20 protein-coding genes are annotated in these 16,852 nt (G+C 67.3%); 8 read left to right on the plus strand and 12 right to left on the minus strand.

Annotated features, from left to right (window positions below; translation table 11 throughout):
* The 9 genes from F6Q13_RS11515 to F6Q13_RS11555 form a co-directional block, all read right to left on the minus strand.
* Window positions 1–563, minus strand: a 563-nt coding sequence (locus F6Q13_RS11515; RefSeq protein ID WP_293056414.1) for a maleylpyruvate isomerase family mycothiol-dependent enzyme, incomplete at its 3' end; no start/stop codon positions are given.
* A 20-nt stretch (window positions 564–583) separates the two neighbouring features.
* Window positions 584–1,432 (minus strand): EamA family transporter, encoded by an 849-nt coding sequence (locus F6Q13_RS11520; protein ID WP_293056485.1) that lies wholly within the window; start codon window positions 1,430–1,432, stop codon window positions 584–586.
* Complete coding sequence (gene smpB, locus F6Q13_RS11525) at window positions 1,429–1,920, minus strand: SsrA-binding protein SmpB (protein ID WP_293056416.1); 492 nt, start codon at window positions 1,918–1,920, stop codon at window positions 1,429–1,431. Before smpB ends, F6Q13_RS11520 begins: the two co-directional genes overlap by 4 nt.
* 2 nt (window positions 1,921–1,922) lie before the next feature.
* Window positions 1,923–2,816 (minus strand): permease-like cell division protein FtsX, encoded by an 894-nt coding sequence (gene ftsX / locus F6Q13_RS11530; protein ID WP_293056419.1) that lies wholly within the window; start codon window positions 2,814–2,816, stop codon window positions 1,923–1,925.
* The gene (gene ftsE, locus F6Q13_RS11535) at window positions 2,817–3,506 is read right to left on the minus strand and encodes a cell division ATP-binding protein FtsE (RefSeq protein WP_293056487.1); all 690 of its coding nucleotides are present in this window, start codon (window positions 3,504–3,506) and stop codon (window positions 2,817–2,819) included.
* Between the two features lie 79 nt (window positions 3,507–3,585).
* Window positions 3,586–3,963, minus strand: a complete 378-nt coding sequence (locus tag F6Q13_RS11540) for a hypothetical protein (protein ID WP_367141280.1) — start codon at window positions 3,961–3,963, stop codon at window positions 3,586–3,588.
* A gap of 62 nt (window positions 3,964–4,025) precedes the next feature.
* Window positions 4,026–4,964, minus strand: coding sequence for a mechanosensitive ion channel family protein (locus tag F6Q13_RS11545; protein WP_293056423.1), 939 nt, complete (start codon window positions 4,962–4,964; stop codon window positions 4,026–4,028).
* Window positions 4,954–6,069, minus strand: coding sequence for a peptide chain release factor 2 (gene prfB, locus F6Q13_RS11550; RefSeq protein WP_293056425.1), 1,116 nt, complete (start codon window positions 6,067–6,069; stop codon window positions 4,954–4,956). The genes F6Q13_RS11545 and prfB overlap by 11 nt, the downstream gene beginning before the upstream one ends.
* Window positions 6,070–6,137: 68 nt before the next feature.
* The gene (locus F6Q13_RS11555) at window positions 6,138–6,467 is read right to left on the minus strand and encodes a hypothetical protein (protein ID WP_293056427.1); all 330 of its coding nucleotides are present in this window, start codon (window positions 6,465–6,467) and stop codon (window positions 6,138–6,140) included.
* Between the two features lie 23 nt (window positions 6,468–6,490).
* On the opposite strand from F6Q13_RS11555, the gene hisN reads away from it, so the two are divergent.
* The 3 genes from hisN (at window position 6,491) to F6Q13_RS11570 (ending at window position 10,071) form a co-directional block, all read left to right on the plus strand.
* Entirely contained in the window at window positions 6,491–7,318 is an 828-nt protein-coding gene (gene hisN, locus F6Q13_RS11560) for a histidinol-phosphatase (protein WP_293056429.1), read from the plus strand.
* A 110-nt stretch (window positions 7,319–7,428) separates the two neighbouring features.
* Window positions 7,429–8,826 carry an acyl-CoA dehydrogenase family protein gene (locus F6Q13_RS11565; RefSeq protein WP_293056431.1) on the plus strand — a complete coding sequence of 466 codons (1,398 nt, stop codon included), beginning with the start codon at window positions 7,429–7,431 and terminating at the stop codon, window positions 8,824–8,826.
* Between the two features lie 36 nt (window positions 8,827–8,862).
* Complete coding sequence (locus F6Q13_RS11570) at window positions 8,863–10,071, plus strand: acyl-CoA dehydrogenase family protein (protein ID WP_293056433.1); 1,209 nt, start codon at window positions 8,863–8,865, stop codon at window positions 10,069–10,071.
* Window positions 10,072–10,107: 36 nt separating this feature from the next.
* Here F6Q13_RS11570 and F6Q13_RS11575 read toward each other — a convergent pair whose 3' ends face one another.
* Entirely contained in the window at window positions 10,108–10,503 is a 396-nt protein-coding gene (locus F6Q13_RS11575) for a type II toxin-antitoxin system VapC family toxin (protein ID WP_293056435.1), read from the minus strand.
* Window positions 10,500–10,763, minus strand: coding sequence for an antitoxin (locus F6Q13_RS11580; RefSeq protein ID WP_293056437.1), 264 nt, complete (start codon window positions 10,761–10,763; stop codon window positions 10,500–10,502). The genes F6Q13_RS11575 and F6Q13_RS11580 overlap by 4 nt, the downstream gene beginning before the upstream one ends.
* 57 nt (window positions 10,764–10,820) lie before the next feature.
* Here F6Q13_RS11580 and F6Q13_RS11585 point away from each other — a divergent pair, with 57 nt between their 5' ends.
* From F6Q13_RS11585 to F6Q13_RS11605, 5 genes are all read left to right on the plus strand, one after another.
* Window positions 10,821–10,970, plus strand: coding sequence for a hypothetical protein (locus tag F6Q13_RS11585; RefSeq protein ID WP_293056440.1), 150 nt, complete (start codon window positions 10,821–10,823; stop codon window positions 10,968–10,970).
* A gap of 363 nt (window positions 10,971–11,333) precedes the next feature.
* Complete coding sequence (locus F6Q13_RS11590) at window positions 11,334–12,539, plus strand: CoA transferase (protein WP_293056442.1); 1,206 nt, start codon at window positions 11,334–11,336, stop codon at window positions 12,537–12,539.
* The gene (locus F6Q13_RS11595; RefSeq protein WP_293056445.1) at window positions 12,536–13,447 is read left to right on the plus strand and encodes a hydroxymethylglutaryl-CoA lyase; all 912 of its coding nucleotides are present in this window, start codon (window positions 12,536–12,538) and stop codon (window positions 13,445–13,447) included. The genes F6Q13_RS11590 and F6Q13_RS11595 overlap by 4 nt, the downstream gene beginning before the upstream one ends.
* 48 nt (window positions 13,448–13,495) lie before the next feature.
* Window positions 13,496–14,740: an acyl-CoA dehydrogenase family protein gene (locus F6Q13_RS11600; RefSeq protein ID WP_293056447.1), complete on the plus strand. Its 1,245-nt coding sequence runs from the start codon at window positions 13,496–13,498 to the stop codon at window positions 14,738–14,740.
* Window positions 14,737–16,134 (plus strand): phosphotransferase family protein, encoded by a 1,398-nt coding sequence (locus F6Q13_RS11605; protein ID WP_293056449.1) that lies wholly within the window; start codon window positions 14,737–14,739, stop codon window positions 16,132–16,134. Before F6Q13_RS11600 ends, F6Q13_RS11605 begins: the two co-directional genes overlap by 4 nt.
* Here the strand turns inward: F6Q13_RS11605 and F6Q13_RS11610 are convergent.
* On the minus strand, window positions 16,101–16,796 hold the full coding sequence (locus F6Q13_RS11610) for a hypothetical protein (protein WP_293056451.1): 696 nt from the start codon (window positions 16,794–16,796) through the stop codon (window positions 16,101–16,103). The genes F6Q13_RS11605 and F6Q13_RS11610 overlap by 34 nt on opposite strands.
* Between the last annotated feature and the right edge of the window lie 56 nt (window positions 16,797–16,852).

Raw genomic sequence — 16,852 nt, forward strand, 5'->3', positions numbered from 1 at the left:
ATGCCGGCCGCCATCTCGTCGAGCGCCAGCCGCGCCGCCGGGCCGGCCAGCTCCGCGTCGGAGGCCGGTCGCCGCAGTGCGTCGCGGATGTCGTGCTCGTGCATCCAGCAGTCGAACACCCGCACCCGCATGAACCGCCCGTAGCTGTCCGGGCCGACCGGCGTGGGTGTGGGTGCGTTCCATTCGGCGTCGGCCAAGTCGGTCAGGTATGCCCGGCGATCCGCGGTCACCGCCCGGAAGCGCTCAACGAGGTCCTCGCCGGACTCGCTGCGCAAGTGGCGAACCCACCGCTCGTTGAGTGCGCCGACGTCATTGCGCACGTGCTCGAGCGCCGACACGTCGGTATCGGACTCCGGTGTGGCTATCCCCAGCAGCGCGGACTCGGTGCCGATGACGTGCGCGACGACCGCGTGCACGTCCCAGCCCGGCAGCGGTGTGGGCATCTGCCACTGCTGGGGCGTCAGCCCGCTCACCAACCGCTCCAGCGCGTCCCAGGAGGCGAACAGTCCCGCGAGCACGTCGGTTTTGTCGAGTTGGGTGACCGGACGGTCGGAGCTGCTCACCCGGTGATGGTAGACCCCGGTCAGGAAGCCGTGATCATGGCCACCGCGACCATCGCCAGTACCATGCCCAGTCCCTGCCAGCGGGTCACCCGCTCGCGCAACACCGCCATCGCCAGCACGACGGTCGCGGCCGGATACAGCGAGATCAGCATGCTGGCCAGTGACATCAGCCAGGCATCCAGGGCCAGCAGCATCGCGACGTTGGCCAAGCTGTCCAGCAGCGCCGCCGCTACCGCGAGCTGCAGCGGCGTCTTGGGTGGAAGCTGGAAATTGCGGGTGGCCGCGGCGACGGCGAACACCAGCACGGTGGCCGAGACCCGCGCGAAAAACAACGGCCACAGCCGGGACTCCACCGGCGCCTGATGCAGCAGCACGAAGTCCAGCCCGAACGCGGTTCCGGCGCCGACGGTGAGCCAGGCCACCCGCCGGGTGAAGCGGTGGGTACGGACATCCTCGTCGTCGGGCGACTCCCTGCTGACCAGGAACACGGCGACCATCGCCAGCACCACGCCCACCGAAGCGGTCGCACCCGGCCGCTCCCCCAGAGCCACCCCGGCGGCGACCGGTACCGCGGCGTTGAGCACCGCCGCCAACGGTGAGACGACCGAGATGGGCCCGGCGCCCAGCGCGGCGTAGAACCACCACACGCCGAAGGCCTGGCTGACCCCGTACAGCGAGCCCCACAGCACCGCCGCCGGGTGGACCGCTCCGCCGGCGTTGAGGGCCAACACTCCGAGCAGCAGCGCAGCGATCGGGTAGGACACCAACATGACACGCAGCGCGGCCGTCCGCCGCGCTGCCACGCCTCCGACAAAGTCGCTGACGCCGTAGCTGACCGCAGACAGCTGGGCGTAGGCTGCTCCGATCAGGTCATCCCCCTACTGCGTCGAGCCATGGCACGAACCACTTCCCGCTGGGCGTCGCGGCGGGCCAGGTCCTGTCGTTTGTCGTATGCCCGTTTGCCGCGCGCCAGTGCGATCTCAACCTTGACTTTTCCTTCGGAGAAGTACAGCGACAACGGCACCAGGGCGAGGTTACCATCCCTGATCTTGCCGGTAAGGCTGTCAATCTGGCGGCGGTGCAACAGCAATTTGCGAGTTCGGCGTGGCTCATGGTTGGTCCAGGTCCCGTGGTGATACTCCGGGATATGCAGGTTGCGAAGCCACACCTCGCCGTCGTCGACGGTGGCGTAGGCGTCGACGAGTGAGGCCTTGCCCTCCCGAAGACTCTTGACCTCGGTGCCCTGCAGCACCACCCCGGCCTCGAAGACGTCCAGGATCACATAGTTGTGGCGGGCCTTGCGATTGGTGGCCACGACCTGCCTGCTCGGCTGGGATCCGGGACGCTTTTTGGCCATCACTAACGCCGGATGTAGATACGCAACGTCGCATACGCGGCGATCGCAGCCAGGGCCACGCCGACGACCAGCAGAATCGGCGAGATGTAGAGGATGTCGGCGTAGTCCACCGGGGCGATCAGATGCGCTTGATAGAACTGGTTGAGCGCATTATCCAAAAACAGCTGCCGCACCAGAATCAGGCCGACAATGGCGATGACGACACCGACCGTCGCCGCCACTATCGCCTCCACCAGAAACGGCAACTGGGTATACCAGCGGCTGGCGCCGACCAGGCGCATAATGCCGATTTCGGTGCGCCGCGTATAGGCGGCCACCTGAACCATGTTCGCGATCAACAAGATCGCCCCGATCGCCTGCACCAATGCGACGGCGAATGCGACGTTGCGCAGCCCGTCCAACACGGCGAACAGCCGGTCGATGAGATCTTTTTGGTTCAGCACGTTGAGCACGCCGGGCTGGCCGGCCATGGCGGCGTCGAATTCCTTGTGCTGTTCGGGATCGTCCAGCTTGACGATGAACGACGCCGGAAACGAGTTCTCGCTGGCCACGTCCTTGAATTGGGGGAACTTGCGGATCGCGTCGTCGTAGGCCTGCTCACGGTTGAGAAAACGTACTGATTTGACGTCGCTGCGCGCCTCGATCTTTTCCCGCAGCGCCTTGCATTCCCGGCTACCGCAGGTCGGATCGTTGGCGGAGATGTCGTCGGTCACGAAGACCTGGGTCTCCACCCGGTCGAGGTAGATGGTCCGGGAGTGTTCGGCCAGCCGCACGACGAGCAGCCCACCCCCGAACAGACCGATCGAAATGGCCGTGGTCACGATCATCGCCACAGTCATCGTCACATTGCGGCGAAGACCGGTCAGGACTTCGTTGAACAGGAAGCCTAGGCGCACTTAGCGGTCCGTCCCGTAGACACCGCGCTGTTCGTCGCGCACCAGCCTGCCCAGCGACAGTTCCACCACCCGCTGGCGCATCGCATCGACGATGTGATGGTCATGGGTGGCCATCACCACCGTGGTTCCGGTGCGGTTGATCCGCTCCAGCAGATCCATGATGTCGTTGCTGGTCTCCGGGTCGAGGTTGCCGGTGGGCTCGTCGGCCAGCAGCACCAGCGGGCGGTTGACGAACGCCCGCGCGATCGCGACGCGCTGTTGTTCACCGCCGGACAGCTCGTGCGGCAGCCGACCGGCCTTGCCGGACAGACCGACCATCTCCAGCACGTCGGGGACTACCCGATTGATCGTGTCGGCGCGCTTGCCGATCACCTCCAGCGCGAAGGCGACATTGTCGAACACGGTCTTTTGCTGCAGCAGCCGGAAATCCTGGAAGACACAGCCGATCACCTGCCGCAGCCGCGGTATATGGCGGCTGGGCAGCTTGTTGACGTGGAATTTCGACACCCGCACGTCACCTGCTGTCGGGTTGTCCGCCCCCAGCAGCAGCCGCATGAACGTCGACTTGCCCGAACCCGAAGGCCCGATGAGAAAAACGAACTCACCCTTGTCGATCTTGACGCTGACGTTGTCGAGCGCCGGGCGCGCCGACGTTTTGTACTTTTTGCTGACGCGGTCCAGGGTGATCATCACGGCTCGCCAGTCTAGCTGGGAGTTTCGCCCGGCTCGGCCCCTTGCCCGGCGCCGGGGAACAGCGCGCCCACCGCAGTCAATCGCCGGGTGCCGGCGGCGGGGGCGGCCCGAACGGCGGCGGCAGCACTATCGGTGGGAACGGCGGCGGAAACGGTGCCGGCGCGGTCGTGGTGGTCGTCGTGGTTGTGGTCGTCGTCGTGGTTGTGGGTGTCGTGGTCGTGGTCATGGTGGGGGTGGGTGTCCACGTCCGCGTCGGTGGCGGCTCCTGCAGCCTGCTGCGCGGAACCCAGGTGTAGTCGGGATCCGGGATGAATCCCGGCGGCACCACCTGGGGTGTCGGGGTCGGAGTCGACGACGACTGCTCGGAATGCTGGTAGCCGTCGTAGACCCACCACAGCGCCAGGAAGACCACGACCAGCACGACGGTGGACGTGCGCACATGGCCGCCGAACATGTACCCGGGCCAGCCGCGCCCAGGCCTGCGGCCAACTTTCAGCTTGTCCAGCAACAACAGCCTCACCGGGTCTGGCCTTGCGCTTCTTGCTGCGTGGTGGCGGCGATCGCCGACGAGGACTCGCCCGCGGCGACGATGCCGGAGCGGCTCAACGCCCGCACCACCAGCCTGCGTAACTGCCGGCCGACCTCGAACTGCCGGCCGGGCAACGTGCGGGCCACCAACCGCAGGGTCACCGTGTCGACGTCGATGTTTTCCACCCCCATCACGGTGGGCGCGTCGAGCAACAGCTCGCCTAGGACCGCGTCGTCGCGGGCGTGCTCGCACTCCTGGTGCAACACCTCGTTGACCACGTTCAGGTCGGTGCTGTTGGGCACCGGGATGTCGATGACCGCGCGCGCCCAGTCCTTGGAAAGGTTGGCCGTCTTGATGATCTGCCCATTGGGCACGGTGAAAACCTCACCGTCGGCGGAGCGCAATTTGGTCACCCGCAAGGTGACGTTTTCCACGGTGCCTCGGGCCACTGGACCCGAAGTCGTCGTCAGTTCCACTAAATCGCCGAACCCGTATTGCTTTTCGGCGATGACGAAAAACCCGGCGAGCAAATCCTGGACCACCCGCTGGGCACCGAAACCCAGCGCGGCACCCACGACGGTGGCCGGCGCGACCAGACCATCCACCGAGAACCTCAGTATGTCGGCGATCTGCACGGCGACCGCGATCGCGATCACGACGATCGAGACCCACGAGATCACCGCCGCCACCGCCGCCCGGTGCTTGGTGGCCTCCGAGCGCACCACCGCGTCGCTGTCGGCGAACCCCGCGTCGAGGCGCTCGGTGACCTTGCCGGCGACCCAGTTGACGAACCGGACCGCCAACACCGCCCCGATGAGCAGCAGCACGATGTGCAAACCGCTGGTCAGCAGCCATCGGGTGAACTCACCGCGCCACAGGCCATGCCAACGCAGCCCGGCCGCCACCACGGCAAAATCAGCCGTCATCGCGCCTGTTACGCCAGCGGATTCCCGCTTCCAGGAAACCGTCGATGTCACCGTCGAGGACGGCCGCGGGATTACCCACCTCGTAGTCGGTCCGCAGATCCTTTACCATCTGGTAGGGGTGCAGGACATAGGACCGCATCTGGTTGCCCCAGGAGCTGCCGCCCTGCCCCTTCAGCGCGTCAAGCTCGGCGCGTTCCTCCAACCGCTTACGCTCCAGCAACTTCGCCTGCAAAACCCGCATCGCCGCCACCTTGTTCTGCAGTTGCGACTTCTCATTCTGGCAGGTGACGACGATCCCGGTCGGGATGTGGGTGAGACGCACGGCCGAGTCGGTGGTGTTCACCGACTGACCGCCCGGACCACTGGAGCGGTAGACGTCGACGCGCACCTCGGTTTCCGGGATGTCGATGTGGTCGGTGGTTTCGACCACCGGCAGAACCTCCACTTCGGCAAACGATGTCTGGCGCCGGCTCTGGTTGTCGAACGGGCTGATCCGCACCAGCCGGTGGGTGCCCTGTTCGACCGACAGCGTGCCGTAGGCGAACGGAGCATGCACGACGAACGTCGCGCTTTTGATCCCGGCCTCTTCGGCGTAGGACGTGTCGAGCACCTCGACGGGATACTTGTGCTGCTCGGCCCAGCGCAGATACATCCGCATCAGCATCTCGGCCCAATCGGCGGCGTCCACGCCGCCGGCGCCGGAACGGATGGTGACCAGCGCCTCGCGCTCGTCGTATTCACCGGACAGCAGGGTGCGGACCTCCATGGCTTCGATATCGGCCCGCAGCGCCGTGAATTCGGAGTCCGCTTCGGCGAGCGCATTCGCGCCGGCTGCACCACCTTCCTCGGCCGCCAGCTCGTAGAGCACCGGCAGGTCGTCGAGGCGGCGACGCAACTCTTCGACGCGGCGCAGCTCGCCCTGGGCGTGGGCGAGTTCACTGGTCACCCGCTGCGCGCGGGACTGGTCGTCCCACAGATGCGGGTCGGACGCCTCGTGCTCGAGCTTCTCGATGCGGCCGCGCAGACCTTCCACGTCGACGACCCGCTCCACCGTGGTCAGGGTGGCGTCGAGGGCGGCGATGTCGGCCTGACGGTCGGGTTCCACAGCTGATCACGTTACCGGCGCCTGTGCGGCACGCACGATCAGCGCCGCCGCGTCAGCTACGGGGTGCGCTAACCGGTTGGCGATTCGGGCGGCGCCGGCCGCCAGTTGTCCGGATTCTTCTGCGAGTACAGCACCGGCAGCAGTTGACCCATGCTCGGCCAGTCGTCGACGTCGACCGCGGTCCGGTAATAGACGGGGTGCTCGTTGACGGTGGGCCCGTTGATGACGCCGGTGACCGTGACGAACTGCTGACCGGTGGCATCAGGCCGCGGACTGACCCCGGTGATCAGCAGCGTGCCGCCGACCGCGTCGGCGCCGGGCCCGCGGCGCAGGAACCGCGGCGCGACGAATACCGCCAGCGTCGCGATCAGAAGCAGCAGCACCCCGATCTCCCACACACCGCCATGGTAGGACTGCAGCCATGACCCGCGACGAAGGCGCCGGGATCCAGACCGGAAGCCACCCCGATCTCGCCCTGGCGCTCGGGTTGGCCGACGCCGCGGACGCGCTGACCCTCGACCGGTTCGGCGCGCAGGATCTGCGGATCGACACCAAACCCGACCTGACGCCGGTGACCGATGCCGATTACGCGGTCGAATCCGAGGTGCGCGCCGCACTCGCCCGAAACCGACCCAACGACAACATCCTCGGAGAAGAGTTGGGCGGGGCAACCGCCGGGACCGGCCGGCAATGGGTCATCGATCCCATCGACGGCACCAAGAACTTCCTGCGCGGTGTGCCGGTGTGGGCCAGCCTGATCGCGTTGCTCGACGAGGGTATCCCGTGCGTCGGGGTGGTCAGCGCGCCCGCACTGCAGCGTCGCTGGTGGGCGGCGCGGGGCGCCGGTGCGTTCGTCGCGGTCGCGGGCTCCCCGGCCCGTCGACTGTCGGTGTCGCACGTGGCGGATCTGGACTCGGCCAGCCTGTCGTTTTCCAGCCTCGCCGGGTGGGCGCGGCTCGGCCTGCGGGAGCGCTTCCTGGGGCTGACCGACGCGGTCTGGCGGGTGCGCGCTTACGGCGACTTCTGGTCCTACTGCCTGGTCGCCGAGGGTGCCGTCGACATCGCCGCCGAACCCGAGGTTTCGGTGTGGGACCTGGCGCCGCTGGACATCCTGGTCCGCGAGGCGGGCGGGGTCTTCACCAGCCTGGACGGCACCGCCGGACCGCACGGCGGCAGCGCAGTGGCCAGCAACGGCCTGGTCCACGACCAGGTGCTGGCTCGACTACGTGCAGAACACCGGGCGGGGTGACGCCACGCGGTACCCGGTCGGTGTGAAGAATCTAACAGCGCACTGATCTTACTCTGGAGTAGGGTAGAGCTGTTGCTCGCCCCCGACAGTGCTGACCAAAGGCTGCTCAGATGACCATTACCAGGTCCGCCACCAACGGACGCTCCCCACGCGCCGACCGCAAGACCGCCGTCGGGGCGCACAAGCACAAGAGGACCGGGATCGACATCAGTCTGGCGCTGCTCACCCCGATCGTCGGTCAGGACTTCTGGGACAAATACCACCTACGCGATCCGCTCAACCGGACACTGCGTTACGGCGTCAAGACGATGTTCTCCGCCGCCGGCGCCACCAACCGCCAGTTCAAGAAGGTCCAGGGCCTGCGCGGCGGTCCGACCCGGCTGGCCACCAACGGCGCCAGGGGCGCTGGCGATTTCGACCTGACTCCCGACGACGACCAGAAGCTCATCGTCGCCACCGTCGAGCAGTTCGCCGAGGAATTCCTGCGACCCGCGGCACCCGACGCCGACGCGGCGACCAGCTACCCACCGGACCTGATCACCAAGGCCGCCGAGTTGGGCGTCACCGCGGTGAGTATCCCCGAAAACTTCGACGGCATCGCGTCGCACCGGTCCAGTGTGACCAACGTGCTGGTCGCCGAGGCACTCGCCTATGGCGACATGGGCCTGGCCCTGCCCATCCTGGCGCCCGGCGGTGTGGCGTCGGCGCTGACGCACTGGGGCAGCGCCGATCAGCAGGCCACTTATCTCAAGGAGTTCGCGGGTGACAACGTCCCGCAAGCCTGCCTGGCCGTCGCCGAGCCGCAGCCGTTGTTCGACCCCACCAGGCTGAAGACCACTGCGACGCGGACCCCCGGGGGATACCGGCTCAGTGGGGTCAAGTCGCTGATTCCGGCAGCCGCCGACGCCGAACTGTTGATCGTCGCCGCCCAGCTCAATGGCAAGCCGGCCTTGTTCATCGTCGAGTCGTCCAGCCCGGGCCTGACCGTCGAACCCGACCCGAGCATGGGCATCCGCGCTGCCGCGCTGGGCCGGGTCGAGTTGGACAAGGTCGCGGTGCCGCTGAGTGCCCGCCTGGGTGAGGACGCCGCCACCGACGCCGACTACTCCGAGGCGCTCGCGCTGTCGCGGCTGGGCTGGGCGGCACTGGCGGTCGGTACCAGCCACGCGGTGCTCGATTACGTCGTGCCCTACGTCAAGCAACGCGAGGCATTCGGCGAGCCCATCGCCCACCGGCAGTCGGTGGCATTCATGTGCGCCAACATCGCCATCGAACTAGACGGCCTGCGGATGATCACCTGGCGCGGCGCGGCCCGCGCCGACCAAGGCCTGCCGTTTAGCCGCGAAGCGGCGTTGGCCAAGCGGCTCGGTGCCGACAAGGGCATGCAGATCGGCCTCGACGGCGTACAACTGCTCGGTGGCCATGGCTACACCAAGGAGCACCCGGTCGAGCGCTGGTACCGCGACCTCCGGGCCGTCGGCGTCGCCGAGGGCGTCCTGGTGATCTGACGCCATCTGAGTTTCCCTGCAACCGAAAGACGCGCCATGGCAATCAACCTCGAACTTCCCAGCAAACTGCACACCGTCGTCGACAAGGCGCATCAGGGTGCCGCCGAGATGCTGCGGCCGATCGCCCGCAAATACGACCTGAACGAGCACGCCTACCCGGTCGAACTCGACACACTCGCCAACTTGTTCATGGGCGCTGCCGAGTCCAAGACGCTGGGACTCAGCAACGTCGGAGCTATCGGAGACGGCGAGGACAAAGAGGAAAACCGCAACGGCGCGAACATGGCCGCGGTGCTGCAGGCGATCGAAGGCAGCTGGGGCGACGCGGCACTGACGCTCTCGATGCCCTACCAGGGACTGGGCAATGCGGCGATCTCCGCCGTCGCCACCGACGAACAGCTCAAGCGTTTGGGCCAGGTGTGGGCGGCCATGGCCATCACCGAGCCGGGATTCGGGTCCGACTCCGCGGCGGTGTCCACCACCGCCACCCTGGACGGCGACGAGTATGTCCTCAACGGCGAAAAGATCTTCGTCACCGCCGGTTCGCGCGCCAGCCACATCGTGGTGTGGGCGACGCTGGACAAGTCGAAGGGCCGCCCGGCGATCAAGTCGTTCATCGTCCCGCGCGAGCACCCCGGGGTCACCGTCGAGCGGCTGGAGAACAAGCTCGGCATCAAGGGCTCCGACACCGCGGCGATCCGCTTCGACAATGTCCGCATACCCAAGGAGAATCTGCTCGGCAACCCGGAGATCGAACCGGGCAAGGGCTTCGCCGGGGTGATGGAGACCTTCGACAACACCCGCCCGGTCGTTGCCGCGATGGCCATCGGGATTGCCCGTGCTGCCTTGGAGGAACTCCGTAAGATGCTCAGCGACGCGGGCATCGAGATCTCCTACGACAAACCGGCCCATGCCCAAAGCGCCGCGGCCGCGGAGTTTTTGCGGATGGAAGCCGACTGGGAAGCCAGCTACCTACTGACGCTGCGCGCGGCGTGGCAGGCAGACAACAACATCCCCAACTCCAAAGAGGCCTCGATGAGCAAGGCCAAAGCCGGCCGGGTCGCCAGCGACATCACTTGCAAGGCGGTCGAATTGGCCGGTACCACCGGCTATTCGGAACAGACCCTGCTGGAGAAGTGGGCACGCGACTCGAAGATCATGGACATCTTCGAGGGTACCCAGCAGATCCAACTGCTGGTGGTGGCCCGTCGGTTGCTGGGCTTGTCGTCGGCCGAGCTCAAGTAGCGCCGGGCGGGCACCGATCGGCGCCAACAGCCTGGCTCAGCCCAGACGCGTGATTCCCGGGTAGGCGTCGAATCCGTGGTCGAAGCTCATCAGCGCGGTGATGCGCTGGGAAGCCATGACAGCAATGTGCAACGCGTCCCTGGCCGACAAGCGTTGGTAGCGCAGCAGGGTGTCCTTCGCTTGCTCGGCCTCGGTGCGCCCGATCGGCAGCACGTCGTCGACGACACCGAGAAGTGCGTCGAACGCCGGCTGGATTGCCTCACGCCGGTTGATTGCCACATAGCGGTGACAGATTTCCTGCAGCACCTCGGCGTCGGTGACCAGCCGTTCGCCGGCTGAGAGTGCCGACTCGAGCAGGCGCTGGGCATCCAGCTTGTGCGGATGCGATGCTCCGATCAGGTACATGGGAATGTTCGAGTCGACGAAGATCACGGTGCGTTTGGCGGTGATGCCTGTCGACCGCGGTCGATCTCCTCGAGCATCTGCTCGATGTCGGCGGTCGGAAACTCCTGACGTGCCGCGGCCCGAATAGCACCCAGCTTGGTGTCGAGGTCGCCGCGCGGCTCTCGCTCCCGGGCCTCGCGCAGCGTGCGACGAACCCATTCCGACACCGTCGTGCGATGCCGGCGTGCGATTTGCTGAAGCTGTTCCCACTCGTCCGGGGCAAGGAGAACCTGCAGGCGCTTACTCATGTGATGAGTATAGGGAACTAACGTAGGAGTACCAGCGCCTGTCTCCTCGATCGCCGGGTGAAAGCGGAGATCAGAGCCCGGCGTCGGGCCCAGCCCGCGGTGACCGAGCAGCTGCTCACCACCGCTACCAACGCGGGTGGCCCCGGCCTGCTACCGGCTCAGATCACCGACCTTGTGACCCACGACACCCAGGTCGGACGCAGATGAGCAACGCCACGGCGGGCGAAGGCAAAATCCAGTTCGTCGACCACTCGTTCAAGACGCACGGGAGGCGACACCAGCCGGCCAAGTAACGCTCTCACGTAGCGCCCGGGCAACGTCGCGGCTGGTGTGTTTCGACCAGGTTTTGTTACCGTCGTCCGCAGTCTAAAGTCGGCCGGGCGCGCAACGCAGCGCCAGGAGATGGGGCCCGTTGGCTTGTCGTGACATAAAGGTGCCGCACTGCGGTCCCGGCACCGCGCGCGCCGAAGGCATAACCTGCAGACGCGACCTCGTCGTGCCGGCGCTGGTGATCGGCAGCCCGACCGACGACACCGGCACACCCGATGCGAGCGAGCATGCGAGGTTCCCATGACGCCGACGGGCCCGCTGGACGGCCTGCGGGTGCTCGAGCTGGGCACCCTGATCGCCGGACCGTTCGCCGGTCGGCTGCTGGGCGACATGGGCGCCGAAGTCATCAAAGTCGAGCCGCCGGGCAATCCGGATCCGTTGCGCACCTGGGGTCAGGCCGAACTCGACGGGCACCGCTTCTTTTGGACCGTGCACGCCCGCAACAAGAAAGCCGTCACCCTCGACCTGCGGCACCCGCGCGGGCGTGAGCTACTGCTGGACCTGGTGGAGAAATCCGACATCGTCGTGGAGAACTTCCGGCCGGGCACGCTGGAGAAATGGCACCTCGGCTACGACGTCCTCGCGGAGCGCAACCGCGGCATCATCCTGGTGCGGGTGTCCGGCTACGGACAGACCGGCCCGGACGCTCACAAGCCCGGATACGCCTCGGTCGCGGAGGCGGCGAGCGGGCTGCGCCACCTCAACGGATTCCCCGGCGGGCCGCCGCCCCGGCTCGCGCTGTCGCTGGGCGACAGCCTCGCCGGCATGTTCGCCGCTCAGGGCGCGCTGGCCGCCCTGTACCGCCGCAGCACGACCGGCAGGGGTCAGGTTGTCGACGTGGCATTGACCGAATCCTGTTTGGCAATACAAGAATCCACCATACCCGACTACGACGTCGGTGCAGTGGTGCGCGGCCCGTCGGGCACCCGGCTAGAGGGCATCGCACCCTCGAACATCTATCGCAGCCGCGACGGCGCCTGGGTGGTGATCGCCGCGAACCAGGACACCGTGTTCGCCCGGTTGTGCCGGGCGATCGGCCGTCCGGACCTGATCACCGACGACCGATTTGCCACCCACGGCGCCCGTGGGCGCAATCAGGACGAGCTCGACACCATCATCGACGCCTGGGCCGGCGAACACTCGTCCGCTGAGATCATCGAAACCCTGTCCGCCGCAGGAGTTATCGCCGGGCCGATCAACACCGTCGCCGACGTCGTCACCGACCCGCAGCTGCTGGCACGCGGCATGATCGCCGAGCACTTCGACGAAAGAGTCAACCGCACCGTGCTCGGCCCGGGCATCGTGCCGGTGTTCTCCGAGTCGCCGGGCAGCATCCGCAGCGCCGGCCCGGCACGGCCGGGCCAAGACAACGACGACGTCTACATCGGGCTGCTCGGCAAGACCGCCCAGCAGCTCGAGGCGTTGCGCGCCGCAGGGGTGCTATGACGGACCACGTCACGATCCGGGAGGTCGCGCTGCGCGACGGCCTGCAGATCGAAACACCGATTCCGCTGTCGGCCAAGCTTCGACTGCTTGACGCGATAGCCGCCACCGGTGTGCGCGCGGTCGAGGCGTGCGCGTTCGTGTCCCCGTCCAAGGTGCCGTCGATGGCCGACGCCGCCGAGCTGGCCGCCGAACTTCATCGTTTCGACGACATCGAGTTCTCGGCGCTGGTGGCAAGTCCCACCGGTGCCAACCGAGCCGTCGCCGCCGGGCTCCGGGGGATCCAGTACGTGGTGTCGGCCTCGGACACATTCAGCCACGCCAACGTCGGTCGGTCCCGGGCGGCGGCCACCGCCCAAATCGCTGAGATCGTGGCGATCGCCCACGCCAACGACGTCATCGCCGAAGTCGTCATCGCCACGGCCTGGGATTGCCCGTTCGAGGGGCCCACCCCACCGCAGCAGGTACTCGATATCGCCTCTGTTGCTTGCGATTACGGCATCGACCGGCTGTCCATCGCCGATACCATCGGCACCGCCACGCCGGGGCGGGTCGACTCGCTGATCGCGGCGCTGCGCCCGGTGATCGGGGATCTGCCGCTGGGTGGTCATTTCCACAACACCCGCGGCGCCGGGCTGGCCAGCGCCTACGCCGCGGTCAGCTGCGGAGTCAGCCGGCTGGACTCCTCGCTCGGCGGGCTGGGCGGGTGCCCGTTCGCGCCCGGCGCCACCGGCAACATCGCCACCGAGGATCTGGTCTACCTGCTGACCGACAGCGGTTTCGAGGTCGACGTCGACCTGGATGCGGCGATCGCCGCCGCCGGCGTCGCCAGGTCGGCCGTGGGCCATGACCTGCCCGGTGCGTTGCTGCGGGCCGGTGACCGGCGACGACATCGCGGTCCCGGACCGTGATTCCCACCCAAGTGTTCCGAGCCGAAGGTCGCGAGAAAGAGGTACGACGTGGATTTTACTCTGCCCGAACACCTCCCGCGGGTGCTCGAGGACATCGACGCCTTCATCGAGGCGGAAATCGCGCCGTTGCAGGCACAGCACCCGCAGTACTTCGACGAGCGCCGCGAGTTCGCCCGCACCGATCTGGCCGGTGGTGGTATTCCCCGGCGGGAGTGGGAGGATCTGCTCGACGAGATGCGGCGCCGGGCGGACAAGGCCGGCTGGCTGCGCTACGGGCTGCCGGCATCACTCGGCGGCCGGGACGGCACCAATCTCGACATGGCTGTCATTCGAGAACACCTGGCTGCCAAGGGTCTGGGCCTGCACAACGACCTGCAGAACGAGTCGTCGATCGTCGGCAACTTCCCCCAGGTGATCATGATGGAGCGGTTCGGCACCGAGGAGCAACGCCGGCAGTGGTCAGAGGCGCTCATCACCGGTGAACGGTCGATGGCGTTCGGGCTCACCGAGCCCGCACACGGCTCGGATGCCACCTGGCTGGAAACCCGGGCCGTCCGCGACGCCGACGGCTGGGTGATCAACGGCACCAAACGATTCAACACCGGAGTGCACCGGGCCAGCCACGACCTGGTCTTCGCCCGCACCTCCGGTGAAGCCGGGCAGCCGCACGGCATTACCGCGTTTCTGGTGCCGACCGACGCGGCGGGTTTCACCGTCCCGTTCTACTGGTGGACTTTCAACATGCCCAGCGATCATGGCGAGGTCGAGCTCAAGGACGTGCGGGTATCCGCCGACGCTGTGCTCGGCGAGGTGGACCACGGTCTGGAGGTGGCACAGACGTTTTTGCACGAGAACAGGATCCGCCAGGCGGCCGGTAGCCTGGGCGCCGCGCAGTACTGCATCGACCGGGCCGCCGAGTACGCGGCCCGGCGCACCGTGTTCGGCAAACCGCTTTCGGTCAATCAAGCCGTGCAGTGGCCGTTGGCGGAGCTGCAGACCGAAGCCCAGATGGTTCGGCTCTTGGTGTATTACGCGGCTTGGCATTTGGACCGGAACCACCACATGGAGGTTTCCGACAAGGTCGCGATGGCCAATTACCGCGCCAACCGCCTGGCGTGCGACGCCGCCGACCGAGCGATGCAGGTCTTCGGCGGCCTCGGTTACAGTCGCCACGAGCCGTTCGAGCACATCTACCGCCATCACCGCCGCTACCGCATCACCGAGGGCACCGAGGAAATCCAGATCCGCCGAGTGGCGCAGCGGCTGTTCCGGTTCGACAAGGACCGCCGGTGACGCCGGAGCAATTGCGCGACAGCCTGCCCACGGTGCTAGGCCCGGCGCTGGGCGCCGTCACGATCGACAACCTGCGCGCCCTGACCGGCGGTGCCAGCCGCAGCACCTGGGCATTCGACGCCGTCAGCGCCGACGGGCGGCGGTCGCTGATCCTGCGCGTCGGGCCGCCCGACGACGTGCACGCCTCGATGGAGCTCGAGGCCCGCGTCCAAAAGGCCGCTGCGGCGGCGGGGGCACCTGTCGCCAATGTCGTGACGGCCGCCAATTCTCCTGCGGCCCTGGGGTGTCCATTTCTGATTTGTGACGAGGTCCAGGGGGAGACGATAGTCCGACGCATCGAGCGGATGCTCGATGAAGATCCAGGCTCCGCCGGCCGGGAGCGGCTGCTCGTCCAATGTGCGCAGGCGCTGGCAGCGATCCACCGGGCGGACACGCACGACCCGGAGCTCAAAGCGCAAGACCAGCTCACCGAATGGCGTGACCGGCTCGACGCCATGGGCGACACCACCGCGACGTTCGAGTGGGCGTTCCGCTGGCTCGCCGCGCACCGCCCGGCGCCGTCGCCGGCTCATCTGGTCCACGGCGACTACCGGATGGGCAACCTGATCGTCGATGGATCGACGTTGGCGGCAGTGCTCGACTGGGAGCTGGTGCACATCGGCGAGATGTACGAGGACTTGGCGTGGTTTTGCATCCGGGCCTGGCGGTTCGGTGCTCCGGCCAGCCGCGGTGCCGGAGGCCTGGGCAGTATCGAGAGCTTTCTGCAGGCCTACGAACGGGCGGCCGGCGTTCCGGTGGACCGGGTGACGTTTCACTGGTGGCTGGTATTGGCCACGCTGCGCTGGGGTGTGATCTGTCGCTACCAGGCAGAGCGGCACTTGAGCGGACGTACCCGCTCGGTCGAGCTGGCCGCAATCGGTCGACGGGTTTGCGAGACGGAGTGGGACTTGCTCGCCCTGCTGGATGCGGCCGGCGACGAGTCCGGCCGCGCAGCGGCCGGAGGCGACGCCGTGCCCTCGTTGCCGAGTTTGCATGGTCGCCCGACCGCTGCCGAGCTGGTCGCGGCGGCCGCCGAGTTCCTGGAAACCGAGGTCCGCGCCGCCACCGCGGGGCAGGTCAACTTCCACGCCCGGGTGGCCGCCAACGCGTTGCGCATCGTCGAGCGTGAACTTCTCGCCGGCTTCGCAGACGACACCGCCGCCGCGCCCCGCGCCGCGCTGGCTCGGCTCGGCTTCGACGACGAGGCGCAGTTGGCCGCTACCCTCCGGGCCGGTGACCTGGACAACAACGCCGAGCCCGTCGTGTCGTGTTTGCGTGCCCTGGTCAGGCATCGGTTGGCGGTTGCTCACCCCGGATACGATCACCCCAACGAACCTGAGACAGTAGCCCGGTAGGATTCGACAAAGTCGCCGTAGCCGCACGTTTCGGCCAATTCCAGCTCGCCTTCGCGATCGGCTTCTTCGAGGTCTGCCATCCACTGCCGCACCAACATGGCGCCGACCTGGCGTGTCATCCGGGCGGATTGCGGCGCAGCGCGCAGCCGACCGAGTGAATGGATGTATTCGTCGGCCAGGATCAGCCGGTGCACCCCGGTCACCAGATCGATTGCCTCACCGGCCCATAGCCGTACCACGCGGCGGTAAGCGCAGATCTCGTCGGCCGGTAGGCCGACCGCGCCCAGCACGCGCCGGGCCTTGCCCAGCTCAGCCAGCAGAGCTGCCCGCCGTCTTCGGAGGTTCTCGCGCGCACAGAGCAGATCGGCACCGATCCGGCCGGGCTCAGCCGCAACCGCCGGCCGGTCTGATGCGGGCGGATATATCGCCCGACCGACGTCGACCCGCGCCCAATCGCCGAAACTTTCCGCCCACAATCCGAATTCGCCGATGGCGACGTTGAGTTCGGCGCGGTGATGGTCGAGGTGCGCGGCGAATTGCCGACGTCCCCTGATGGCCATCAACTCCGAGGCCTGCATGGCTGTCCGGGTGAACGCACCGTGCGCCGCCACCAAGGCACTGATTTGTTCGCGGCCGCGCCGCGTGCTGTCGGTGTCGGTCACGGGTGGGTGTGCTGATCGATGGTCGTGTCGTCTTCAATCATCATCTGGCCTGGCAA

Source organism: Mycobacterium sp. (genome assembly GCF_008709575.1).
GTDB lineage: Bacteria > Actinomycetota > Actinomycetes > Mycobacteriales > Mycobacteriaceae > Mycobacterium.